The organism is Pirellulales bacterium, from assembly GCA_019694435.1.
GTDB lineage: Bacteria > Planctomycetota > Planctomycetia > Pirellulales > JAEUIK01 > JAIBBZ01.
In genome coordinates this window covers 16,546-39,798 of record JAIBBZ010000005.1, presented here as the reverse complement: position 1 = coordinate 39,798, position 23,253 = coordinate 16,546, and the positions used below count along the sequence as shown (strand labels likewise).

Annotated in this window: 21 protein-coding genes; 8 read left to right on the top strand and 13 right to left on the bottom strand. The window is 61.4% G+C overall.

Annotated elements, in window-relative coordinates:
* Positions 1–32: 32 nt before the first annotated feature.
* Positions 33–3,233, bottom strand: coding sequence for a CusA/CzcA family heavy metal efflux RND transporter (locus tag K1X74_06340; GenBank protein MBX7165951.1), 3,201 nt, complete (start codon positions 3,231–3,233; stop codon positions 33–35).
* Positions 3,234–3,269: 36 nt separating this feature from the next.
* Positions 3,270–4,718, bottom strand: a complete 1,449-nt coding sequence (locus tag K1X74_06335) for an efflux RND transporter periplasmic adaptor subunit (protein MBX7165950.1) — start codon at positions 4,716–4,718, stop codon at positions 3,270–3,272.
* A gap of 1,421 nt (positions 4,719–6,139) precedes the next feature.
* On the opposite strand from K1X74_06335, the gene K1X74_06330 reads away from it, so the two are divergent.
* The 3 genes from K1X74_06330 to K1X74_06320 all read left to right on the top strand — a co-directional run bounded on the left by K1X74_06330 (position 6,140) and on the right by K1X74_06320 (position 8,002).
* Entirely contained in the window at positions 6,140–6,313 is a 174-nt protein-coding gene (locus K1X74_06330) for a hypothetical protein (protein MBX7165949.1), read from the top strand.
* A 350-nt stretch (positions 6,314–6,663) separates the two neighbouring features.
* Positions 6,664–7,722 (top strand): DUF932 domain-containing protein, encoded by a 1,059-nt coding sequence (locus K1X74_06325; GenBank protein ID MBX7165948.1) that lies wholly within the window; start codon positions 6,664–6,666, stop codon positions 7,720–7,722.
* Between the two features lie 25 nt (positions 7,723–7,747).
* Entirely contained in the window at positions 7,748–8,002 is a 255-nt protein-coding gene (locus tag K1X74_06320; protein ID MBX7165947.1) for a hypothetical protein, read from the top strand.
* Between the two features lie 127 nt (positions 8,003–8,129).
* Here the strand turns inward: K1X74_06320 and K1X74_06315 are convergent, their stop codons facing one another.
* Entirely contained in the window at positions 8,130–8,774 is a 645-nt protein-coding gene (locus K1X74_06315) for a hypothetical protein (GenBank protein ID MBX7165946.1), read from the bottom strand.
* Between the two features lie 167 nt (positions 8,775–8,941).
* Between K1X74_06315 and K1X74_06310 the strand changes: the two genes are divergently transcribed.
* Positions 8,942–9,199 carry a helix-turn-helix domain-containing protein gene (locus K1X74_06310; protein ID MBX7165945.1) on the top strand — a complete coding sequence of 86 codons (258 nt, stop codon included), beginning with the start codon at positions 8,942–8,944 and terminating at the stop codon, positions 9,197–9,199.
* A 67-nt stretch (positions 9,200–9,266) separates the two neighbouring features.
* Here the strand turns inward: K1X74_06310 and K1X74_06305 are convergent, their stop codons facing one another.
* Entirely contained in the window at positions 9,267–9,881 is a 615-nt protein-coding gene (locus K1X74_06305; protein MBX7165944.1) for a plasmid pRiA4b ORF-3 family protein, read from the bottom strand.
* A gap of 180 nt (positions 9,882–10,061) precedes the next feature.
* Between K1X74_06305 and K1X74_06300 the strand changes: the two genes are divergently transcribed.
* The gene (locus K1X74_06300; GenBank protein ID MBX7165943.1) at positions 10,062–11,036 is read left to right on the top strand and encodes a site-specific integrase; all 975 of its coding nucleotides are present in this window, start codon (positions 10,062–10,064) and stop codon (positions 11,034–11,036) included.
* Positions 11,037–11,095: 59 nt separating this feature from the next.
* On the opposite strand, the gene K1X74_06295 is transcribed toward K1X74_06300, so the two are convergent.
* Complete coding sequence (locus K1X74_06295) at positions 11,096–11,860, bottom strand: hypothetical protein (protein ID MBX7165942.1); 765 nt, start codon at positions 11,858–11,860, stop codon at positions 11,096–11,098.
* A 128-nt stretch (positions 11,861–11,988) separates the two neighbouring features.
* Here K1X74_06295 and K1X74_06290 point away from each other — a divergent pair, with 128 nt between their 5' ends.
* Both K1X74_06290 and K1X74_06285 read left to right on the top strand, forming a co-directional pair.
* Positions 11,989–12,243 carry a DUF433 domain-containing protein gene (locus tag K1X74_06290; GenBank protein ID MBX7165941.1) on the top strand — a complete coding sequence of 85 codons (255 nt, stop codon included), beginning with the start codon at positions 11,989–11,991 and terminating at the stop codon, positions 12,241–12,243.
* A complete protein-coding gene (locus K1X74_06285) occupies positions 12,240–12,593 on the top strand; it encodes a DUF5615 family PIN-like protein (protein MBX7165940.1) in 354 nt (117 codons plus the stop codon). Before K1X74_06290 ends, K1X74_06285 begins: the two co-directional genes overlap by 4 nt.
* Before the next feature lie 2,011 nt (positions 12,594–14,604).
* On the opposite strand, the gene K1X74_06280 is transcribed toward K1X74_06285, so the two are convergent.
* From K1X74_06280 to K1X74_06265, 4 genes are all read right to left on the bottom strand, one after another.
* On the bottom strand, positions 14,605–17,211 hold the full coding sequence (locus K1X74_06280) for a S8 family peptidase (GenBank protein MBX7165939.1): 2,607 nt from the start codon (positions 17,209–17,211) through the stop codon (positions 14,605–14,607).
* A gap of 12 nt (positions 17,212–17,223) precedes the next feature.
* The gene (locus K1X74_06275; GenBank protein ID MBX7165938.1) at positions 17,224–18,222 is read right to left on the bottom strand and encodes an ATP-binding protein; all 999 of its coding nucleotides are present in this window, start codon (positions 18,220–18,222) and stop codon (positions 17,224–17,226) included.
* Between the two features lie 30 nt (positions 18,223–18,252).
* Positions 18,253–18,510 (bottom strand): helix-turn-helix domain-containing protein, encoded by a 258-nt coding sequence (locus K1X74_06270; protein MBX7165937.1) that lies wholly within the window; start codon positions 18,508–18,510, stop codon positions 18,253–18,255.
* Positions 18,511–18,841: 331 nt separating this feature from the next.
* On the bottom strand, positions 18,842–19,222 hold the full coding sequence (locus tag K1X74_06265; GenBank protein ID MBX7165936.1) for a DUF2726 domain-containing protein: 381 nt from the start codon (positions 19,220–19,222) through the stop codon (positions 18,842–18,844).
* A 368-nt stretch (positions 19,223–19,590) separates the two neighbouring features.
* On the opposite strand from K1X74_06265, the gene K1X74_06260 reads away from it, so the two are divergent.
* Positions 19,591–19,806, top strand: a complete 216-nt coding sequence (locus tag K1X74_06260; protein ID MBX7165935.1) for a hypothetical protein — start codon at positions 19,591–19,593, stop codon at positions 19,804–19,806.
* A 51-nt stretch (positions 19,807–19,857) separates the two neighbouring features.
* Here K1X74_06260 and K1X74_06255 read toward each other — a convergent pair whose 3' ends face one another.
* From K1X74_06255 to K1X74_06240, 4 genes are all read right to left on the bottom strand, one after another.
* Positions 19,858–20,223, bottom strand: coding sequence for a hypothetical protein (locus tag K1X74_06255; GenBank protein MBX7165934.1), 366 nt, complete (start codon positions 20,221–20,223; stop codon positions 19,858–19,860).
* A 230-nt stretch (positions 20,224–20,453) separates the two neighbouring features.
* On the bottom strand, positions 20,454–20,786 hold the full coding sequence (locus K1X74_06250; GenBank protein MBX7165933.1) for a DUF5615 family PIN-like protein: 333 nt from the start codon (positions 20,784–20,786) through the stop codon (positions 20,454–20,456).
* Positions 20,764–21,084, bottom strand: a complete 321-nt coding sequence (locus K1X74_06245) for a DUF433 domain-containing protein (GenBank protein ID MBX7165932.1) — start codon at positions 21,082–21,084, stop codon at positions 20,764–20,766. The genes K1X74_06250 and K1X74_06245 overlap by 23 nt, the downstream gene beginning before the upstream one ends.
* A gap of 155 nt (positions 21,085–21,239) precedes the next feature.
* Positions 21,240–22,706: a replication initiator protein A gene (locus tag K1X74_06240; GenBank protein MBX7165931.1), complete on the bottom strand. Its 1,467-nt coding sequence runs from the start codon at positions 22,704–22,706 to the stop codon at positions 21,240–21,242.
* Between the last annotated feature and the right edge of the window lie 547 nt (positions 22,707–23,253).

The window sequence follows — 23,253 nt, the reverse complement described above, 5'->3', positions numbered from 1 at the left end:
CTCCTTTAAGGATTTCGAGACAACTCTATCGATTAGTGGTGCGCCGCGACCGGTTCCAGGCGGGCCTGGCCGTTTGCGGGATCGTGGGAGGTTGAGGGCGGATCGGATGATCCGAAATTGTCGTCGCCATCCTCGGTCAACTGCTCGGCCTCATTGCGACCGAACGTCCAGAACAAGGCCGGCCGGACAAAGAAGTCCAACAAGGTGCAGCTCACAAGGCCGCCGAGGATCACCGTCGCTACCGGATAAAGAATCTCTTTGCCCGGCTCACCGGCCGCAAGCACGAGAGGGATTAAGGCGATGCCGGCCGTCAGCGCCGTCATGAGCATCGGGGCCAGCCGTTCCTTGCCTGCCCGCTCAATCATGGCCGGCGTAAACCTCTCGCCCTCGTAGCGTACGAGGTGCAGGTAATGCGCAATGAGCAGAATGCCGTTGCGCGAAGCGATCCCAGCCAGAGAAATGAATCCGACTAGGCTGGCAACCGTCAGCGACTGGCCTGTGATCACCAGCGCGGTTACTGCACCAATCGCTGCCATCGGCAGTGCGGCCAGAACTTGGAGAGCCAGATTCGTCGAGCGAAACAGCGTGTACAGCGTCAGGAACATGCCCGCGATGGAGAACAGGCTCAGGAATCCGATCATTCGCGTGGCCGAGGCCTGAGCTTCGAACTGCCCACCGTACTCGATGAAATACCCGGTAGGTAGCGAGGCCTGGATCGGAGCGAGCCGCTTTTGAATGTCGGTCACCACACTGGCCAAATCGCGATCCGCCGTATTGCACTGAACGATGATCCGGCGGCGGACATTTTCACGATTGATCGTGTTGGGTCCGCTACTGGCGAGCACATCGGCGACCGAACTGAGCGGCACGCGGCCGCCTGTCGGCACGTTGATGGCGAGCCGCTTGATCTTTTCGGGATTCTGTCGATAGGGCTCGTCAAGCCGGACCACCAAATCGAACGTTCGTTGGCCGAGAACTACCTCGGAGACGATCCGGCCGTTCATGGCGGTTTCTATGAACTCATTGACATCGTTGGATCGCAGTCCGTAGTTGGCGAGCCGCTCGCGATTCAAAACGACTTGGAGCTGTGGAATCTCAATTTGCTGTTCGACCATCAGGTCCTTGACGCCCGGCACCCCCTGGATCGCCGCCTTCATCTCGTCGGCCTTGCGCCGCAAGATGTCGAGGTTGTCGCCGTACAGCTTGATCCCGACCTGAGCCTTGACGCCGGAAAGCATGTGCGAGATCAGGTGCGCCAGCGGCTGTTCCGCGGAGACGACAACCCCGGGAACTTGGCTCGCCACTTCTCGAATCTCTTCGAGGATCTCCTCGCGCGAGCGATTTGCCTTCGGGTCGAACGAGACGATGGTCTCTGACACGTTGACCCCCTCGGCATGTTCGTCCAGCTCCGCGCGTCCTGTGCGGCGTCCGATCGCCAGCACGCCGTTCACCTGCTTCAGCTTGTCGTCGACCATGCCAGCCAACTTGTTCGATGTCTCCAGTGAAGTCCCTGGCGGAACAAAGACATTTACTTGGACCACTCCTTCATTAAAGGGCGGCAAGAAATCGCGTCCGAGGCGGGTCACGACAAATCCGCTGACAACGACTGCGGCGCTCACGGCAGTCAGAATCGGCCACGGGTGACGGACGCTCAATCGAATGGCACTCCCCGCGACCCGCTTCAGGATGCGCAACACGAGCCCGTCGCGGTCGTGGCCCATGATTCGGGCGTTGGGCAGCAGCCAATACGATAGGACCGGCGTGACCGTCAGCGATACCACAAGCGAAGCGAGAATCGAGACGATGTAGGCGACGCCTAGCGGCGTGAAGAGCCGACCTTCCATGCCGCCCAAGGCGAACAGCGGCACGAAGACCAAGACAATCAGAATTGTGCTGAAGACGATCGAATTGCGGACCTCAGTGCTCGCCTCATAGACGACTTGCAGGGCCGGCTTCGGCCGGGCCGCATGGCGATTCTCGCGCAGTCGGCGGAAAATGTTCTCGACGTCGACAATCGCGTCATCCACCAGTTCGCCGATGGCCACCGCCAACCCACCCAGCGTCATCGTGTTGATCGACATCCCGAGCCACTTGAACACCAGGCCCGTTACGACGATCGAGAGCGGAATCGCGGTCAGAGTGATGAAGGTCGTGCGAAAGTTAAGGAGGAAGATGAACAGGATGATGACGACCAGAATGCCGCCGTCGCGGAGAGCTTCGATGACGTTGTGGATGCTTAGATCAATGAACGACTTCTGCTGATAAACGGCCGGATTGATGCGAATGTCCGCAGGCAGTGACGGTTTGAGTTCTTCGAGTGCCTTGGTAATCGCAGTCGTCAGGCTCCGTGTGTCGGCGCCCGGCTGCTTGGCGATCGTCAACATAACCGCAGGAGAGCCGTCAACGGCCGCATCGCCGCGCTTGACTTGCGCCGCCTCGGTGATGCGCGCGACCTGACTCAAGACCACGGGGCGGTCGCGATTGGCTTTGACGACGACATTCTCGAGTTCGCGGATGTTCTGGATCCGCCCCAGTGAACGGACCAGGAATTCCTTCGAGCCTTGGTTCAGATACCCGCCTGTGGCGTTGGCATTGCTGGCCCCAACTGCCTTTTCAACATCCTCCAATGTCACGTCGTACTTCAGCAGTTCCTCGGCGTTGACCAGGACTTGATACTGCTTCCGACCGCCGCCCATGGTGACGATTTGCGCAACCCCCGGGATCGTGAGCAGGCGCTGTCGCACCACCCAGTCGGCCAGTGTGCGAACTTCGATTGGATCCGTCTTCCCGCCTTCGCTCCACATGCCGACGTGCAGAATCTGTCCCATGATCGACGCAATCGGAGCCAGCACTGGCCGAACGCCTTCGGGCATTCTGTCGGCTGCAAGCGCAACCTTTTCCGCAACCACTTGCCGGTCGACATAGATGTCGGTTCCCCAGGCAAACTCGACATAGATGACCGAAAGCCCAACGCCCGAAGAGCTGCGTACGGCCTGCACGCCCGTCGCCCCGTTGAGTACCGATTCGAGCGGGAAAGTAATCAGCGTCTCGACTTCTTCCGGAGCGAGCCCAGGCGCTTCAGTCATGATGGTCACGCGTGGGCGGTTTAAGTCCGGGAAGACGTCGATCGGCAGCTGGTAAAGCGTGATGCCGCCGTATACGAGCGCAACCAGGGCCAACGCAATCGTCACCATCCGGTAGCGGAGTGAGAGGCGAATGATGGCGTTCAACATGCGAATGACCTCCTCAAGATCCCTGGAGCGAGCGTCTTAGTGGTTATGCCCAGCGTGGGGATCGATGCCGCCGCCTGCTTTGCTCTTGAGACCTAACTGCAGCTGAGCAGCGCCAGAGATGGCGACTTTGTCGCCCGGCCAGATCTTGTCATTGCTGTCGGACAGCACAACGCCGCGGCCGTCGCGGTACTCGACGTGGACGGGACGACGATCGAAGTGATCGCCGTTCTGCACAAAGACGTACGATTCCGGTCCCTCCTGCACCACGGCTTCGACCGGCAGCACAATTCGTTCTTTCCAGGTTTCGACCGGGACTTCCAACTGTACTCGCTGACCGGGCTTGAGCTTCCAGCCGATCACCCGCCGGCCGTCGGGCATTTGTTCGTTGCGAACAAGCTCGTTGTTCACCTCGGCCTGGACGGTGAAGGTACGCGATTCTGGGTCAACACGATTACCCACCAGCAGAATCTTGAGGCCAGGGATCGTCTCTGTCTGTCCTTCACCGGTTTCTAACGCAGCTCGCACTTCCCAGCCCTTCCGAGTCGCCTCGTTGAGGAGCTTGGCATCCTGTTCAAACGCCTTCCCTTCGATGAACAATTCGCAATGGTCCGCCAATTCGCAGAGAGGATCGCCTGCGGTGACGTGTTGGCCAAGTTCGACGCGCAGGTCTTGTAACTGTAGCAGGCAGGCGTCCGACGCTCCTCCTGGGCTCGTGTGGGCGGATGCAGGGGCAACGACCGTCAAGGTGCCGAGCAACTGGCGATCGCGGCGGATAGATTCGACTTGTTCCTTGGAGAGGCCGTGCAGGACGAGTGCCTGCTCCTGGGCCAAAAGAATCGCTTCCAGCTTCTCTTTCTCATACTGTCTTTCGAGCACGACTTTGCCGGCAACCGCCCCGCCCGCCACGATTTTGTCCAGCCGTGCAATTTCCCGATTGACGACATCGAGCTCTTGGAGAGCCCGCAAGAAATCGCCCTGCGCTTGAACAAGCTCTTCGTGCGTCAACCGCAACTCGAATAACGGATCGCCTGGCCGGACAGCTTGGCCCAGAATCGGGTAGATTCGAGTCACCACGCCGGTCAGAGGCGCCGCGACGTCGATTTGCGATTGCCCAGGACGCTCGACGATGATCGCGGGCAGCGATACGGTGCGCTCAAACTCTTGGAAGTCGACGGGCGCGACTTCCAAGCCGATATTCCGCTGTGCCTCGGCGGACAACTCAATCGATGTGGCTTCATCGTGGCCCGGATGGCCATGTTGGTGGTCGTGACCACCATGGGCGGCATGATCGTGCTCGCCGGCATGTGCCGTTGCCTCTTTGTCCGTTGGGACATTCGCTCCAGGCAAGCGAATGTAGCCAGCGCTCCCGAGCCACGCGCCTGCAGCGCCCGTCAAAAGCACGACGACGATGGCCAACGCAAGCGGCAACCGGGACTTCTTGCTTAGACGCGCAGCAGAGGTTGTTGATGGCGCAACGGTGGACATGATCTTCTCCCAGCAAAGGCCAGCGCGACGGGTGCCTGGATCGCACCCACGAATCGCAACACGTGAAATGGGCGCCGCGACGGCTCCCAATCCACAGGGTGCAAGCGGTATAACTGCGCTACTAGCGCGCAGCTACCGAGAAGAAATCAGATCAGCAGAGTGCTGAAGAGAAGGTGCAGGCGCACCCGCGCTATAGGCCCGGCCTCACCCTGCCAGTCTGCGGTTTGATGAGCCCGGACCACCTCAAGATGTGCGGGCGTCAACGCATCGATGAGCATCGCGCAAAACGCCCAATTCTCCCCCGCGTCCACTCCTCGCTGCGGTGCCATGCGAGTGAACTTGCATTCTTGATCATCGCAGGATGGAGCCGCCGGCGTAGGCAAGCCGTCCTCGCCCCCTGGCGGCCCGTGCTCGTGGCTATGCCCGGAACAGCACCGAGCGACCAGTCCCAAATCCTTTACGGCCTTCATGGATCGGTTCGTATGCTCACAGCCGCCATGCGCGTGGTGCCAGCTGCATCCCACTAGCATGTGGCATGAAAGCAGAACGGCCGTGATCACGGAAACGAACCGGTGCATCGGAGACCCGGAAATTGGAATTAGTGTCCCATTCATCATTTCGGAAACACCGGCCGGGGTCAATCCGAGAAGTTCAATTCAGCGCACCCGAGCAAAAGGGCGGCATTTCTCGGGCTGGATTTGTCGCAGAAAGGCACTTTTGAATTCAACACAACTCCGCTCTCTACGTTCGACCGTCCGCCTTCAAAAGTTGAAGCCAAATAGCAAAGGCTAGTGCACTGTCAATCCATAAGAATTAGTGTTTCCGGTGGACGACCGCTCAACACGTAAGTGGGTCGGCGGCAAGTGATTACTAAGTGCTCTGGCAACTCCGCATAATCCAAGCTTGCGGCGTTGAGAGCCCTTGGCAGCAACGATCCGTCAATAAGAAAGTGCCGCATACCGCTTGAGTTGGCGACAACCAATTGCCTGTCGGCCCTGGCACATTTCTTGGAAATGCCGCTCCCAATTCATCTTGTTCCGTGAACGCCAAATCTCGCTGGGGCCCGGGGCTCACGACGGCCTGCCCCGGTGCTGCTTCGGCTTCCTGCCTCGCGGCCCGTCGCTCGCCGCCCAGCGAGCTTCGGGGAGGAGGGGATTCGCACCCTGGCCGCCCGTTGGGCCTTATGCAACACGCCCAACGACTCCGGCCATAACCCTCGCAACCTGTTGACCTTCGCGCTTGCTGTTTGCAGCGGAAGGGGTCAAGGAGCGGCTTTTACCCGGCTGGCGTATTGGCGCCGGTCGGCTGAGGGTCGCGTGGGCCAGCGTGCGTTGCTGTACGCAAGGCGGCGCAACGTCTCTCGATCCTCGCAGGGGTTTTTTCTGGTTCTTTGGCAGCATTTACTGCCCAGGAGGATTGCCGTGTACTTCGTTCAGTGTCCGCAGTGTGGGGCCAAGGTCGAGATCCCGGATGATGCGGTCGGGCCGGATCGTACCGACCTGTACAACATCGCCGGCTGCCTCGATTGCGACACGGGGTTCGACTATTGGGACGACGAAGTCCAATTCGAGCCCGATCCGACCGAGTCCGCTTGAATCGAAGGTTTTCCAACAACCCAATGCCCGCCGGAAAGGAGCGGGCATTCTTCATCAGGATGATTCCCACCCAAGGGACGCGGCTCGGGGGCGATAGGCGACGCGGAACCCTGAGGACCGCATATCTCTCATCAAGGTGGCGGCGCATCGCGCCGATTCTGAATCAACGACTCGCGCAGGGGAGGGGAGTGCGCTTCCCTGCGGGAGATCGGTGGTGCATGCAAGGTTATCAGGCTCGTAGACGATTCGCTGGAGCAAGAGCGCAGCAGCCGAGACCGACTAGATCGCCGTAGCCACGGCGCCCTGGTCGGTTTCGTGTTGTTTGTTTTCTTAGTCCCAGGAGTTCGGTCATGCAGAACCTGACCCAAGCTCATCGCGAACTCTTCCAACGTTCGCCGGACGAGACGTTCTCGTCCTTGACGGCGTTGCACGAGCATTGTCTCGCGCAGCGCGCTGCGTCCCAGGAACATTGGGTGCCGCCCGTGCGGCTGTCGACGCGTCCCGGTTTGACCCAGCGGCTGCTCTTGGCCACGGGAAACCAGGACGGCAGCGACGGTCCAGGGAGTAGCTCAGGCGTCCTGGAGATGAACGACTGGAGCTTTACCCAGTTGTGCCGGCTGGCCGGTGTCGGCAAGGACACGGTCAATCGGCTCTCGGCCGACACGGCCTGCCGCGTGTTCGGCGAGATGCTGCCTCGTGAGGGCAAACCGTTTCAGTTGTTCACCGCCGGTGACCAACTGCGGTCGATCCACACGACCAGCTACACGCGGCTGTACAACGCCGACGTGCTGTCGATAGTCCGGGAATTCGCCGTGGACTTCCAACCCCCACAGGTTGGCTTCAACGGCGCCACGGGCCTGTATGCCGGGGAGCAGGACATGTTCTGCTTCCTGATCGACCCGACCGGTTGGACCGAGATCGAAGGCCAGGCGTTTGCGCCGGGGTTCTTCGTCTGGAACAGCGAGGTCGGACGACGCACGGTCGGCATTTCGACCTTCTGGTTTCAGGCGGTGTGCCAAAACCACATCGTTTGGGACGCCACGGAGGTTGTTGAGTTCACCCGCAAGCACACCTCGCGGGTCGGGGAGGCGCTCGGAGATATCCGCCGCATCCTTGCCGAGTTGGTGGCCAAGCGGGACGCACGCCGGGACGGGTTCGTCCAGGTCGTGCGGAAGGCGATGCAGACTTCGCTCGGCGACGACGCCGAAGAGGTCGAGCAAGTGCTGGGCAAGCAGGGGATTACCCGGGAGCTGGCCAAGCGTGCGCTCAAGCTCGCCGAAGAACACGGGCGCTTCACCGTGTTCGCTGTGGTCGATGCGCTCACGCGCTTGACCCAGGAACTGAAGCATGCCGGGGATCGCAACGAGGCCGATCAGAAAGCCGCGCGGCTTTTGGCTTTGGTTGCGTAGTTCTGTGACGTTGGAGGAAAGTTCGATGAGTACGACGAAAACGAAGCCTGTCCACGAAGTTCGCTTGGGTCGCATTAAGGCGGCCGTGTGGGCGAACGAGACCGAGAACGGCGTCCGGCACAACGTGACGCTGGCTCGGATCTACAAGGATGGCAACACCTGGAAGTCGACCGAGAGCTTCTCGCGCGACGACCTGCCGTTGGTGTCCAAGGTGGCCGATTTGGCCCACACTTGGATCTTCGAGCAGCAAGGTGCGGCCACATCGGAAGACAAGGCATAGGTTGAGGGGAGGGGACGCGACACGAAGTCGGCATCCCCATCCCCTCCAGAAGGCCCGCTGGTGCACCACCGGGCCTCCTTCTCATCCCGAGCAGTTGCGTCGCGGCACAGCCGGCTAGCGGCGCGGCTCATTCTTCTTCGCCACTTGCTTGGTGGCTGGGGATTTCTTGGGCGCCGGCTTGGTGGTCGGCTTGCGGATCAGGGGAGAATCGTGGTGTCCGTTGGTCATCGCAGTCGCTCCTTTCCGAGCTTTCCAAGGTGCCCAGAAGACGACTCGTCTTCCGGTAATACTTTTGCAGGGTGTCCCGGGCACTGGCGAGCAACACGCCCTCCAGCATCAGAACCCCCACCCAAATCCAAGCGGTTCGCTCCGCGGCGCCTGCCGGTGCAGCGGCCCAGGCCGTCGCCGTCAAGGCCAGGGCGATAAAGCCATTGGCGTAAAACTGGTAATAGCGATAGTGGTTCTCGACCAGCGCCTCGAAGGCCGGCAGGTTGGCTTGGAATCTCGAAAAATCCCACTCGGGGGCCGACAGTCCCGTCCGATGCAGCAGCGTGTCCACCACCAACCACCGCACGGCGCTGACCGTCATGCCCACGGCGAGCGACGCCAGCAGGACAAACAGAAAGCCGCCCACCGACGGGGAGGATGGCTGAGTGGCGGCGATCCACGCCGCGATTGTCGGTGAGAATTGGCCCAAGCCCCAGAGGGCGACGAAGCCCGGGAGGACGTAGGCGATCAGGATGCCAAAGTTTCTGCCGTTGAATGTGTCCAAGGCGCCTTGCGGCCAGCCGGCGGCAGGGCGGCAAGGATCGGGCGGAGCATGCGTTCATCGTCATTTGCGCCAACCGATCGAGCCGGGTCCCGAATAACCTTATATCCGCTTTTCGACTATCCGTTTTTGGAATCTACGATCGGCGGCCCCGGCTGACAAGGGCCACCATGCGAAAAACGACGTTTACCCGTGAATACACCGTCTTGTTGGAGTCGCTGCGGCAACGCCGCGAACAAGCCGGCCTGACTCAAGCCCAACTTGCCAAACGACTTGGGGAGCAGCAGTCGTTTGTCAGTAAGTGCGAGCGGGGCGAACGCCGCTTGGATGTGGTTCAGTTGCGCGTCTTTTGCCGGGCCCTAGGCATGAGCTTGGCCGAGTTTGTCGCGGAATATGAGGCGCGACTGTCCGGACCCAAGCGGCGCTAGACTTATGGATGGCCGTGCTGCCGACTGCGGTTCATGGTACGGCGCCGAGCCATCCTCCTGGCCTCGCTCAGCGCAGCTTGCGCCAGTCGGGTAGGCCGCGTTGCATGGCCTTGGTGGCGGTCGCAGCCGCGAACTTCTCGGGATCGAAGCGGCCGCCAATCCACTCCCGCATCTCTCTATGTTCTTGGTGCTTGGGATTGCGCAGCGCTTCCAGACAGTCCGCGTAGCCCCAGGGGCCGCCGACATCTTCCGGAGGACAAGCCCGGGCCCCATCGACACAGCGCGGATACTTCACGTTCGATTCGGCAGGCAAGGCGCCTTCGTAGACGATCTCGTGCCGCCAGCCGTCACCGAAGTCGTATTCGTAGTAGAAGCGAAAGGATTTTCGCTTCTTGTCCAGTAGCCGGCTCAGACGCAGCTTGGTCGAATCGACGAAGTCATCTTCCTCCCAGCCATTATCCAGCAATTCGGGATCGCCGTAGCGCCGGCCAGCGATCTCGAATTGATGCAGGTGCGAGTTGGTCCAGCCCATCGCGGTTTGAATGTGCTCGTGCAGCTTGTCCAGCGTGCCGTCGGGCACCTGGACCCGCCGCCAGATGAGCGGCTGCACTTCCAACAGCGTGAGCTTGAAATGAAAGACGAGCGCCGATTTATTGGCTTCGGGTTTCGATGCGCGGGGCATGACGAGTTCCTTGCTGGCTCACACCGGACGCAATCCAGACGACCATTTTCTCGGCTTAGGTTCGCATCGCAAGAGCGCGCAATCCGCGCGGTTCGCAAGGACGGATCCGGCCGCCTCATAAAGGACGTTATGCGGCTTTGGGGGCTTGCGGGACGGCGGCAACCGAGACATCGTTCTCAAGTGACGGATCAACCCGAACTGTCGACGATCCCTGGGAATGCAGCCCTGCCGCTGCCACGGTTGATCGCTACGGCCGGACCGGCCGCCATGCGGCGGTTCGTCGAATTCTTTGCCGCTCAGATTCGCAATGCCAACACGCGGGACGCGTATGCCCGAGCGGTGGCCGGCTTTTTAGACTGGGCCGATGCCCGCGGCGTCCAATCGCTCGACCAGGTGCAGCCGATCGTCGTCGCCGGCTACATCGAGGATCTGGCGACGGCCTATGAGCCGCCGACCGTCAAACAGCATTTGGCGGCGATTCGCATGCTGTTTGATTGGCTGGTGGTCGGCCAGATCGTGTCGGCCAATCCGGCCAGCTCGGTCCGCGGTCCCAAACACGTCGTCAAGCGCGGCAAAACGCCCGTGCTCACCGCCGACCAGGCCCGGCAGTTGTTCGAGTCGATTGACTTGGGCACGATTGTTGGCCTGCGCGACCGGGCCTTGATCGGCGTGATGGTTTACAGCTTCGCCCGCGTTTCAGCCGCCGTGTCGATGCGGGTGGAAGACTATTACAGCGAGGGCAAGCGGTGGTGGTTTCGGCTCCACGAAAAAGGCGGCAAGCGGCATGAAGTGCCGGCTCATCACTCGGCCGAGGCCTATCTCGACGCCTACCTGCAAGCCGCAGGCATCGGCGCCGACAAGCGGTCTCCCCTCTTCCGCACCATCGATCGCCATGGTCGGCTCACGCTCCGACCCATGTCACGTGGTGACGCCCTGCGGATGATCAAGCGCCGCTGCCGGGCGATCGGACTACCGGCATCCATCTGCTGTCACTCGTTTCGCGCCACGGGCATCACGGTTTATTTGGGAAACGGCGGGACCATTGAGGGTGCCCAAGCCATCGCGGCTCATGAATCGCCCCGCACAACCAAGCTCTACGATCGCACCAGCGACGAACTGACCCTCGATGAGATCGAGCGGATCGTGATCGGTTAGCGGTGCATGCCTCTTCAGATTCGCCACACCGTCGTCGGGCTTTCTCGGGCAGGCGTCGCCTACGCCGCCTTGTCGAGCGGCCATTCGGCAAACGGCTTCACAATCCGCCGCTTGTAGCGCAGCACCGAGTAACGCAGCTTTTCAAAACCGGCTGCCTGTCGGGCCGTGTTCACGGCTCGCAGGATGTTGAGCAGTTGACGCCGAATCGGCGCATAGGGTTCAAACGGCACCGACCAGAACTCGGCCGCAAGTTTTTCGGCCGTGCGATGGGTGGCCAGGCCCGTGAAATAGTCCTTCAGTTCCCTGTACCGCCGGGTCTCAATTCGTACGTGGGCCCGATACTTCAGGTCAGGGCTGCCGTCTTTGCGGCGCCCGCCGGGTCGATAGCTGATCGAGTACCCGGCATGCTTGATCGGCACCTCGCGCACGTCCTTGATGACGGCCCGCTCCTGTTCAAAGAACGGGTGCCTGCCCGGCGTGGCCAGGATCACAAAGAACCGGCCGTGGCGCAGGTAGCGGAGGTTCGCCTGCCCTTGTTGCTTGCGTCGAGCCCGAGTCCACTTGGTCGCTTGGATTGCGTAGCGCTCCAAGAGCTTGGCGTCGACGGCGCGCGGATCCTTACCGGCCGGGATCGAGCCGGTGACAAAATATCGATAACCGTGCGTGATGTACTGCACCACCTGCTGGACGAAACCTTCCACGCTCGTGGCCTCGACCATCCACCCCTGTCGCACATTGTCTGTTATGGGCCAGCCGGTGGGTTGAGTTGCCTGGCGCACCTTGCGGCTGGCGGCCGCAAGGGGATCGAACTTCCGAATGGCCATTCGGTGTCCTGCATCAACAACAGCCCCGGCGCAGCGAATTCTGGACGCCATGTGGCAGGCTGTGTCAGAATGACACCATGCAGCAACCCGACCCTCGGCCTAAGAGCGTTTCACCGGAGACCCCTGCCATGACCGAAGACGAAGCCCTCACGCGAATCACGGTCGATCCGGCCATCTTTGGGGGCAAGCCGATTATCCGCGGGATGCGGATGGCCGTCGAGCATGTGCTGGGGATGCTGGCCGCCGGCGAGACGCCCGAGAAGCTGTTGCAGGAGTACCCATTTCTGGAACCCGCCGACATCCAGGCCTGCCTGGCCTATGCCCACCGCGCCCTGGCCGGTGAGCAGGTGCATGAGCGGATCGTGAGGGCCAATGCGTCGTGAAGTTCCTGCTCGACGTGTGCGTTTCGTCCCGCTCCCTTGAAGCCTTCTTAATCGGGCGCGCCCACGATGTCGTGTCGGCCCGATCCATCGATCCCCAGGCCAGCGATCAACGGCTTCTGGACCTGGCCCTGGCCGAGGGGCGGATTCTCATCACCGAAGACAAGGATTTTGGCGAACTGGTTTTCGTCCGTCACCTGCCCCACGGGCCGATCGTCCGGCTGGTCGAACTGACGATTGACGACCAGACCCAAGCGCTCGCTGAGTTGCTCGATCGGCATGCCGATGCCCTGACCGGTCCTGTCATCATCACGCTGACCCGCGGCCGCATCCGGATTCGTCTCCGCTCCTAACGCGTCGCGACGAACCAAGGTGTGGGGACTTGTTTCCTGGAACGAGCCAAGTCCCCCAAGCTCACCTTCAAAATCAACATCTTCAACAATCGACGGCCGCGAGCCTCGTGCTCGCCGCCCAGCTACGTCCCATCCTCGCAAAAACGCCTCTGGAAACCCCGCAAAAAACCTCCGCGGATTTAGCTCTGGTTTCACCATCGATCGCAAGCCAATCGGCCTGTAAGCGGACCGCCACGGGCGGCAGCTACTAGATTCCTAGCAAGCTGCCGCCTAATTCATAGGCGGTCCGCTCCTCTAACCTCACGACGAACCCTCCCGGTGTCCAAGTACACCCGTCGGGTGCGTCGTCATTTCGCTGCCATAAGTAGTCCGACCTCCCGATCGGTCCACTTGTGGAGCGAACTCCCTCTTCCAGGACCAAGGATGAATGGCTGCCTGTGCGCAAGCCGGTCCAGCCGTGAGCCTCATGCTCACAACCGGCCGGCCTTCATGCGCCGCGCACACCACCACCCCTGGCACGTCATGCCAGACGAGCAATACCCGTCGCTGCTTTCGTCGTCGCCCTCATCCGGGGAGCCCACTCCCCGGACGCGAACGAGTCGGCCACTGCCTTGCAGCGCGACTCGCGGCCTCCCGGCCTCTCCTACTTGCAGCCCACTCCCCCACTACGGCGTTTGAAGCACCTCATTGACAAGCGAACCAACATGCAGCGGCAAAGTCGGGGAACGCATCCCCTTCCGCGCCGGTCCACGGGGTTCTTCGTTGAGGCACCGGTTACCAGCCGGCGGCCATAGTGGTTCCCACGTTAGCTTCAGTCTTCGCAATGCAGGTCACGTCGGTCAGAGTCGAAACTCAGGCGAATCGTTCCATGTACGGGAGTCCCCTCCCGCCACAGTCGCAGCCGTGCCCATCGGCACGGCCCTTTCTCCGGATCGAATCTAGAAGCGTCCGGTTATCCCTGAACGATCGCTGTTCCCGGTTCGGCAACCCGTCTCCTGCACGGCTCACTGGCAAGCCCTTCTGATGGGCCTTTCATAGTTGAGCTTTTCGCCGTCTGGTGTTTAGCCAGATCGCCGAGGATGGTCAGTCCCCGGTTCCTGATCGTCGCCGATCAGAAAACTCCCTACGCCAGCCAGGTTGAAGGAACCATGTCGAGCATGGCCCGTCATCCCCCTGGACGGGATTTGCACCCGCTTTGAACTGAAACGGCCTCGATTCGCATCAGCGGTCGAGGTTGTTCCGTGTCGCCCAGATTTTTTGGTTCTGCGCCGCGCTGCGCGGGGAAGGTCGCTGGGGGCCGAAGCGGCGGGCTCCGCTGGCCAACGGCCGAGGGGTCCCGGGGCAGGCCGTCGCGAGGCCGGGGTCCCAGCGAGCTTCCCGCGTCACGTGGAGAAACGTCTGTTCTCACGGGCAGCGGCGAAGAACCAAGCTCGATTGGGCTCGCGAAGCGCCAGCGGCTCGGCATTGCAGGGCGTCGTGCGCCCCCCGCAGCGTCGGGCCGGCGTGGATCTGCGAACGCCAATCGCCATGGGATAGAAGTGCTGGATTACTCCATCCGTGGGTCCCTTCTCCCTTACAAGGGGAGCATGGAACCGATGGGATTACTCAGCACAGCCTCCCTCGAACCGGACAAGCACGATCTCCATGCAATCCGGCTCTACGGGCGTGGGCGCAATCATGCGAAGTTGGTGGCTTCGCGGACCCTTAGCCTGGTGGGCACCAGGTTTACCGGGCGCGCCCCGCTGTCTGGCAGACGTCAAGCTCAGCTTTTCTCAAGCGTCCCTGACGACCGCAGGACCTATCCGTGTCCTGCACGGGCGAGCATAGCGCAGGGGGGTGGGGTTACTCAAACGGGCATTGCAAACGCGACCAGCGTTTGCATCGGTCGATGTGACCGGGACGCGTAATAATTCAGCACATTCTGCGTCGAAAGGCTGACGGTATCGCGACGCACGTGTGATTCACGCCGCGAAGTTGGGCTAGAAAGCCGGGAACCGGCGTCGGCACGGTCCTACTCGTCGACCTGCACCTCGATCTCGGCTTCGATCTCGGCTTGCAGCTCTATCACCGCCGTCCGCAGCGGTTCATAGATGGGGATTTCCTGTCCCACGATGTCGAACGTGACCACCAGCGCGTAACGGGCCACGGCATCGGGATCACGGCTCCAGCCCTGATGGCCGCGCACCGCGATGCAAAAGTCCTCTGGAAGGGCGTTCGATTTGACGCTCGCCCAGTCCTTTTGAACGGTGCCGACGTTGCGTCGAATGTCGCGAATCGTTCCCCAGTTGCTACGGGATTCGATGGTCCAGCCGATGGCACCGGGACTTTTCGGCGGATCAACGTCCCGTTTGACGGCGCGATCACGAAAGTCGGAGAAAGGCTCTCCGCGGCCGTTGCTGATCCAGTCGAGCCACGTTGCAAGATACCCCTGCGGGGTGCGACGGGTCCGGCGCGGTGCGGCGGCGTACGAGAGCGTGACATCGATGCGGACGTCGTAGTCCTCCGCAGGCGCGCGGAGCATCGCCGGAATCGGCACCTGGTAGATGTGACAGTCGCCGGGGCCAAGCGTCTGCTCCTGGTGCGTGATGAAAGTCGTCCGAAAGTTGGTATTGGTCGTGGCTCGCTCGATGTCGGGAATTCCGAATCCGATTCGCCGAAGCAGGTTTGTCTGTTCTTCGGCGCTCAGCTCATTCGACCACTCCGGCCAGCGCGCCGATTGGACGATCAAGGCCCGGTAGAGCAGACAGGACTCTTCTGGCAGGATTGACTGCAGGCGGGTGGCAATCCTCGTGACTTTGGGCGCTGCATAGGACGTACCGACCTCGTCGCGATCAAACGCCGGTCCGCCGTGTATGGTCGACCGCACGAGTTCGGGATAGCAGTCGCGGCCGACGGTTGGCGTGTCCACCGTCGGCGGATTGCCACCGCTGATTAGCGAGTCGCCACCATACTCGACGACCTCCGGCTTGATCGAATCCCAGATGCCGAGCCCGGCTCGACTAAAGGCGGACGGCTGACCGTTTTCGGAAGCCAGACTCCGCCAGCCGTTGCCTTCAAAGGCGCCGTACGCGACGGAGCCCACCGTGATGGCCTGGAGACTCTGAGCAGGATTCGCCACCCGGCAGGCGCTCTCGGCAAGATAGGTCGGATAGTGCCTTCCGCTGGCAAGATGTTCGGCGATTCCGGGTCGAGGAACCGGCCGAGACGACTTCAGATTGCCGGAGCTTTGAATGATTAGAACGTCATAGTCGTTGCAAAGCAGATCAATCTCGGCCGCCCACGCTGACATGTGCCGCATGCGGCACGGCGCATCGGCGTTGATGGAGTGGTTAAAAATCCGCGTGTGGCGTTTCCCTTCGTGGTAGCGCCTGACGACTTCCCGCAGGACCGCCGGCGGGAACATGGCTTCGGGCATTCGGCAGCCATTGTCGAGGACACGTGCGTTCTGCACCCAGCATTCCAGCAGCACTTCACCCGATTTCGGAACGCCTTCGCCGTGCAACACAGCACCGGCGACGCGCGTGCCGTGCCCGCCGGGAGGGACGTGGTCGCCGACGTCGGAATCTGAGACGTTGGGGAGGAAACAATGCGAGGTTTCCTTGTCGATGCCGGGTTCCAGCAGGAAGTGTTCTTCTTGAATGCCGCTGTCGACGACGCAGACGGCGGGGGCGGTGGAAGCGGGCGGCAGGATATTGAGCCGTGCCTGGGCAGCCTTGAGTTCGCGGGCCATCTGTTGCGGCGTTTCGATGTCGTCCGGCTCCGCGACCTCAAAGATGTAGGCATAGTTGAGGACGAGGTCTTTGAGGCCCGCGCCCGAAATCCGCAGACGCAGCGTGAAGCTGTCCGGCAGCGTCAGGGCGCTGGCGTCGACGTCGTTCACGTCCATCAGGATTGCGGCCTGGTAGAAATTGACGATTTCACGGACTTCCCGAAGTCGCTGGTCCTTCAGCGCGTCCCACTTCTCGTAGGCTTTGAGGCGGCTGGTTGACCATTCGTTCTCCTTGCGAGCCCACGTCTCGTCTTTCCATCGCGGATTGCGCTTCGGCTTGTTCGAAATCTCCCACGTGCCGACACAGGCGATGCTCACGTCGCAAATGTACTGGCTATCGTCAGCAATCGACGACCATTCCTGGAACAGGACGTCCGTGAGCACCAGCCTCAAGCGATCTTCCTGCGTCAGGTCCACGCGGAGTTCGTGAATCTTCGCGACGTTCGCCGACCCGCTGATCGTGCCGATGAAGTCGGTCAGCTTCTGCTGAAACAGCGTCAGATCGACGTCCTCGGACGCGACGATGACGAAACCATCTTCCTGTTCTGAGACAATCTCGATCTCGAACTGCCGGCGCAAGTCGTCCAGGTCAAGTGACGTGTCGATCTTCAGCAGCAGCGGGATGCCTGTGATGGGAGGTAGTCCGTTTTGAACACGGGCCCGCTGGCGAGCCTGCCAGTCGGCGGTGACGCTGGACGTGTGGGTGCGCAACCCGCCGGCATGGATTGTGCGATTAGCTTTGTTGATGGCGGTCGTCGGGTCTTCCGGCTGGGGCGCCTGCGGAAATCGAGCCGGTCCATGCTCCCGAAGAACGAGCGGGAGGTATTCGAACTGATGAGTTGCGGGCATGGGTCAATCGGATTACCTCTCGCAATTGCCGTGTCTGATTTCGCTGACGGTTTTGAGCAGTAGCGGTTCCGTCACGATTTTTTCACCGTAGAGGACCGCCAACTTGGCAGCATCCTGCGCGGCTTTGACGGCCATCGCCGCAGAGGCACCAGCGAGTTGATGGACGATGGCAGACCAGTTGATCTGGTCCGACACCGTGACCGAGGACAAAGTCATTCGCAAAAGCTTGTCGATTTCGTCGGGGCCTGGCGGCGGTACCTGGAAGACGTCGTCGAACCGCCGAAACAGTGCCGTGTCGAGAGAAGCTTCGACGTTTGTCGTGGCAACTAGCAAACCGGGGGCGTCGTACTCCTCCATCAATTGCAGTAGTGAATTCACGATCCGTGAGGCCTCGCCGATGTCTTTGGAAGTCGTCCGGGAACGCGCGATGAAATCGCATTCGTCCAGCAGCAGAACGCACGGCCGCTCCCCCGCCGCCTCGAAGACCGACCGCAGGTTGGCCGCGGACTCTCCGAAGTACGATGAGAGCAGCGCATCAAAGCGAACCTTGATCAACGGCAGCCCGGTGTTCCACGCCAGGCGTTTCGCTCCGAGCGACTTGCCGCACCCAGGCGGGCCGTAGAGCAGAATCGTTTTCCGGTTTCGCAGGCCATAGGCTCCCAGCCGCTCGCGGGCGGCGTATTCGCGTTCAATCCGGGCGAATCTCTCTTCGACGTCTGGCGGCAGCACCATGTGGTGCTCCAACGCATCCCGCGGGATCACGGTGGCGAGCAATTCGCCATGCCGGCGGCTGAGTGGAAGTTCCTTGAGACTTCGTTCACTGTCCGTCGTTGATCGCACAGCACCCTTCTTCGCACGTGGCTGCCTCAAAATGGTTTCCAGTTGGTCGGCGAGCCGCGTGTGCCCGCTCTTCCGCTCTGACTCAACCACCTTTAGCGCCAGGCGTTCCAGATCGCTCTGCGACCCGTCGGCGATCGCCCGCACGATCCGCTTAATGATGTCAGCATTCATGCGCGTCAGCCCTTTCGCGTTCGTGGCGCTTCATTGTCGGGCTTCCGCCAGTTCGCGCTGGCTAAACGCGGTGTCCGGCTCGTCGAGCACGTAGCTCCAGCCCTCGGACTGCTTCTCCGACCGGATGGAGTGTCCCCGTTCTTTTAGAGCGCAGATTGCCCGTGACACCGTCGGTACGGAGACGCCCAATTCGTCGGCGATCATCGGCGTCGAGTACCCGCCTGCCCGGACCAATGCCAGGACGGCCTCAAGGCGTCTCTCGATCTCCAGCGAACGTTGGTAGAGCATCGCGGAATTCCTCTAATTGTCTCTATCGGATTCTGATAGACTTGCTAATGAATCTTCTCTTGCAAGAGGCAGTCCGTCAACGTCGTTCATCGGAGATTCTAGAACAGCCCCGAATCGGCTGCTGGCAAATCAAAGCCGAGAATTGACTGCATCGAGCCCTGTTCACCAGATTGCCAACTACAGAAGGCCCTCCGAGACCATGTTGGCGACTGTAGTTGATACCTCCCGAGTTTGCCCGGCCAAGTGACCCTACCAAATTGCCTGGGTGGATCTCCTGGCGCATCGTGCCGCACCTTCGCAAAATGCACCGTTCCAACACGCCAAGGCACCGTTAGGCGCGGGCGCGCGTTTGCGCGAAGCTCGCATGCGTCGTGTTGCCTTCCAAGCAAGTCACAATCGCGCTCGCAAGTGCCGTCGGATTGTACCAACTGGCCGCCTGGATTCGTAGCAGCGGGATGGCGGAGACTGCCAGCGCCTCGTCGACAAACGCATCCCGTCGTCGGCGACTGGCTTTTTCGTGGGACCGATCATCCAGTTCGATCGCCGCCAGGACCTCGGTTGTCCGGTAATCGCAGACCACGAAGTCGATATGATGCCGGGCAATCAGGTGCCCAAAGCCGGCCTGCCAGTCCCGATCGGAGCAGGTGATCAGATCGGCTAGCCGGACCTTGAAGGCCACGTGGTACTTTCCGCCAATGGCCAGGCGAAGCACGCGATAGAAGGCCGCCTCCCCTTTGCTCAGCAGGGGTCCGCGACGGCGATAGGGTAGCGCCCTGCCGCACCTGTCCGGCGGTCGCCGACGATGACGATTCTGTTTGCGTCTCATGCCCAGGTTATGGGCACCTTCGTGGCCCACGTCGCCTGGGGCGCTGGTCTCTCGGGTCGGCCGCGGACGTTTCTCCCATCAGCATGGCCCTGAGCAACCGCGTGCCGCTTGGGCGTCACTGGCGATTGCAGGGGGCCAGCGAATTTGGCTGTTGCCGATTGCCGACCCCGGGTCCTCGCGGGGCGGCTTCTGCTCCACCAGACCACGCCGGTGCGTGGAGCAGAACCCGCCCCTTCTTTTGCGAGGACCCACCGATGACCAGCGCCACCGTCGTCCACACGTTCACCGCCGGCACCATCACGGCCCAGGTCGTGCGCACCCCCGGCCGCTGCCAGGATCAGTTCAGCATCGTGCTTCACGGCGAAGGCTCGCCGGTCGATCGCCAGGAGGCGCAGCAACAGGCTGAAATGTACATCGCCTACCAGGTGCAACTGGCCCGCATGGCGTGGTGCCCGTCGTGTGGCGGATAGGGGGGTTTGCTCAGGAGTACGAGCCCGCCGCGGTGAGCGCGACGCGCCGCATCAATGCGGCCAGTGGCCTTCGACGATGATCTCGCCCAGGGTTTCTCCTAATCGTTTCCAGAGCGCTTCGCAGCGGTCGAAGCGTCGTTTCAATTGGCGGAATAGCTTGACCTCCGCGGGCCGCATCACCGACTCCGTTCCCTGTAATCCGCTCAACAAGATGGTGCATTCGATACAGCGCTCGTAGATCTCCGCATCGAGCGATTGCAGTCGTTGCTCTTGTTGCCGGCCGACTTCATTGGCGGGCCCGTTGACGATGGCGGTCGTTGCCACCTGGAGTTTCTCAACGAACAATTCGGCCTTATCCACACACTTGCCGGCGCGCCGAAGCACGCGCCCGATGGTTTTGTTCCACAAGTTGCTCATGGACGGAGCATGGCATGGCGCTGACGAACACCACAACGGGCCTTTTTCATGCGTACGAATCGCCCGGGGGCCCTGGCCTCGCTACGACCTGCCCCCGGGGGTGCCTCGGGTGCGGCGACGACCGACAAGGGCAGTTCGATGTCGGTCGTCTGGACCCTCACCCCTTCTCGCTCGGCCCCCCGGACGCTTCGCGAGCGACAAGAACCGCAGGTCAACGTGCAGGCATTCCACTACAGGTAGGTCACTGTGCCCCGCAAATCCTCGGCCGCATGATCGATGGCCAGGGCATCCAGGGCGGCGATGAGTTGGCCTACCGTGCGTTGCCGTTCGGTCCAAAAGACGATGCCCGCGTGCAGCGTAGGATGCTTCGCGTGGAGCTTGAGGAAGTCCTGATCGCGCGTGATGAGCACGCGGTCCTCGCGCAGCGCGAACGCCAACTGCCGATCGTCGGTTGCTGACAACAGCAAGGCATCGCTGGTCGTGGTGACATCAAATCCACGTGGGACCAGACCTTCGGCCACCGCGTGCGGCATGTTCTCGTCAAGATGGAAGCGAATCGTCATGCGCATCCTTGCCGACGGACGCTCGTTGGGCAGCTTCCGCTTGGCGAGCGTATTGCTCGTCCACCCTCAGGCACTCGCGAACTTCGTCCCGGTGGTCGAAGTAGTACGACAGCGCAGCATGCACCTGCGCCAGACTCAAGTGAGGATATTCGCGGACGATCTGCTCCGGCGAGAGACCGTGCCGTTCGTGGTCGGAGACGATGTCTTGAACGCGAATTCGGGTCCCAGCAATGTAGGGCCGGGGTTGGCCGTCGCGATTGGGACGAATCTCAATGTGACTGTTGATGACGGGCTGCATACTCATTCTTCCAGGATATCACAGAAGACAGAAACGGGCCACGCATGGTTCGGACGGACCCGTAGCAAACCGCCCCGAAAGAGCCGCACGCAACAAGACTTCGAGAGCCTTGGCAGCGGCGCTGGCCGGGCCAACAATTCGGAAGAATCCTCGGATCATGGGCGATCCCTGCCCCGGTTCATCGCCGCCGCCTGGGTCGACGGTTTGTCGTTCCCAATTCCCGCTGTCCGTCGGCCCATTGTCCGCCAATGCGCCGCAATCAGTTCGCGGCGGAAGGAGGCGAACAATTCTCCGCCGCTGGCTCGCAGGCGCTGGAGCGTTGCCGCATGAAATGGGTCCGCGGCTGCGACGGCGGCCTGTTCGTGGGCCGTGCGCGTAGCGTCGTCGAGCGATTGCCAGAACCGATCAAACTCGTCGTCGATCACCGGCGGTGCGTCAGTGGTTATGGCTTGCAATCTCGACGGATTTTTTGATTTCACGGAACGGAGGCGGCAAGCCGGCCGAAGTTCTTTGGGCAGCGGGTAATCCTGCCGAATCGCCTCAATCAAGAAACCGGGCGGATTCTTGGCCACGCGCCGATCGCGCTTGGCAATCAGCCAATCGACGAGTTGCAGTTTTTCGGTAATCCGCTCCGCGGAGAACTCACCACAGATTTCTCGTGAGCGACTCGCCGAGACTCCCCGCTCGATCAGTTGGCTTTCGAGCGGCGCTACGGAGCTTGGTTCGGCTTTGTCGACCGTCTTGTCGGCTGCCGCCCTGCCCAGCGTAATCACCCAGTCCCCTGGCCCGCGCTTGCGGTACCGCCGATCTTCAGTCAACGGCTCCAAAAATCCCACGGCTTCGAGTTCCTCGATCGCCGGCTGCAACCGCCGCTTGAGCTGTGCCGTGTCGTACGACCGCGAAAACCCCACGTGCTCGCACGCAAACGTCCGCAATTCAAACTCCAAATGCCGAGCCCGATAGAACCGCTTGTCGAGAAACCGGTACGCCTGCCGGGCGGCGGCGTTTTGCAGCCGAAAATACAATTCCAGATCGAGCCGCTTGAAGTTGTTGGCCTGCAAGCTGCCAAACAGCACGTCGTTCCAGGTGCAACTCGATAGGGCCTCGTCGTCGGCCTCGCCACGGCCGCGGAGTTCGACCGACTCGATCACGTGAAACGTGCGGCTCCGCCACTTGCGGCCCGAGCGGTCCCACCAGGCGTGGTTGTAGTAGAGGGTCACGCCAGCCCAGCGATTGAGCGACTCATCCAACCGGCGATAGGACCGGCCGCCCTGACCCCAGCCGAGCAGCTTGGCCAGCTCGTAGCGGGTGAACTGGACGGTGCGTTGGGTCAGGCCGTTGCGCAGATTAGTCAGGTACAACAGGACCAACAGCACGTCGCTATCGCGCGGCGTCGGCAGGCCGAAATGATCGCTGGCTGAGATGATCAGTTTTCGTTGGACGGTTTTTTGATGGCCCTCGTCGAAGATCTGGTCCTCAAACGACAGCGTCTTCACGTCGCGATCGACCCGATGCGCGATGGCCGCCAGCGGGAATTCGGCCACGTTGAGTTCGTCGGTCCCCAGCTTGGGCTCGAATCGCAGCAGTTGCGGCTGCGGCTTTTGGACAGTGCTCGGCTTCAAATCTCCTCGTCAAAAATCAAAAAACATCATCCGGCCCGTGTTGTTGATCTTTTATAGATCTTTATTGATCAGATCTTTACCGTCGCGTAAGGGCCCGTCGCGACTGGCGAATCCGAGTGAAAACCTGCCTCAGAACCCGGTACCTTTGGGGCGATTCCTGTCTCGGTGCCCGGTAGTTGCCTGTCTCAGAGCACGGTATCCGCCTGCCTCAAAACCCGGTATGCCTGTCTCGGTTCACGGTACGGCTGCGGGCGAAAACCTGTCTCAAAACCCGGTACCCAGCAGACCTGCCCGCCACCCTACTCTCACGAGTCCCTGAGCGTGAAAGGCCTTACCAAAAAACTTCAACCGAGTTGAACCTAGCCGACGCTAACGCGCTGGTATGCGACCTGGCAAGTCACGATCTTGCGGGCTTGCCGAGCGGCCGGCCTGCAAAGCCGTCTGTTGGTTGGCCAGCATGTCAGCAAGCTGACTGGCTTGCCGAAGCGTAGGTCTGAAATCCGACCGGCAGTCTGACGGACATGCCTGCTTGCCAACATGCCTGCCA

Bases quoted from the DNA above. Each gene is read 5' to 3' on its own strand.
- K1X74_06340 (MBX7165951.1), bottom strand. From the start codon at position 3,233: ATGTTGAACGCCATCATTCGCCTCTCACTCCGCTACCGGATGGTGACG.
- K1X74_06335 (MBX7165950.1), bottom strand. From the start codon at position 4,718: ATGTCCACCGTTGCGCCATCAACAACCTCTGCTGCGCGTCTAAGCAAG.
- K1X74_06325 (MBX7165948.1), top strand. From the start codon at position 6,664: ATGCAGAACCTGACCCAAGCTCATCGCGAACTCTTCCAACGTTCGCCG.
- K1X74_06320 (MBX7165947.1), top strand. From the start codon at position 7,748: ATGAGTACGACGAAAACGAAGCCTGTCCACGAAGTTCGCTTGGGTCGC.
- K1X74_06310 (MBX7165945.1), top strand. From the start codon at position 8,942: ATGCGAAAAACGACGTTTACCCGTGAATACACCGTCTTGTTGGAGTCG.
- K1X74_06305 (MBX7165944.1), bottom strand. From the start codon at position 9,881: ATGCCCCGCGCATCGAAACCCGAAGCCAATAAATCGGCGCTCGTCTTT.
- K1X74_06295 (MBX7165942.1), bottom strand. From the start codon at position 11,860: ATGGCCATTCGGAAGTTCGATCCCCTTGCGGCCGCCAGCCGCAAGGTG.
- K1X74_06290 (MBX7165941.1), top strand. From the start codon at position 11,989: ATGACCGAAGACGAAGCCCTCACGCGAATCACGGTCGATCCGGCCATC.
- K1X74_06280 (MBX7165939.1), bottom strand. From the start codon at position 17,211: ATGCCCGCAACTCATCAGTTCGAATACCTCCCGCTCGTTCTTCGGGAG.
- K1X74_06275 (MBX7165938.1), bottom strand. From the start codon at position 18,222: ATGAATGCTGACATCATTAAGCGGATCGTGCGGGCGATCGCCGACGGG.
- K1X74_06270 (MBX7165937.1), bottom strand. From the start codon at position 18,510: ATGCTCTACCAACGTTCGCTGGAGATCGAGAGACGCCTTGAGGCCGTC.
- K1X74_06260 (MBX7165935.1), top strand. From the start codon at position 19,591: ATGACCAGCGCCACCGTCGTCCACACGTTCACCGCCGGCACCATCACG.
- K1X74_06255 (MBX7165934.1), bottom strand. From the start codon at position 20,223: ATGAGCAACTTGTGGAACAAAACCATCGGGCGCGTGCTTCGGCGCGCC.
- K1X74_06250 (MBX7165933.1), bottom strand. From the start codon at position 20,786: ATGACGATTCGCTTCCATCTTGACGAGAACATGCCGCACGCGGTGGCC.
- K1X74_06245 (MBX7165932.1), bottom strand. From the start codon at position 21,084: ATGCAGCCCGTCATCAACAGTCACATTGAGATTCGTCCCAATCGCGAC.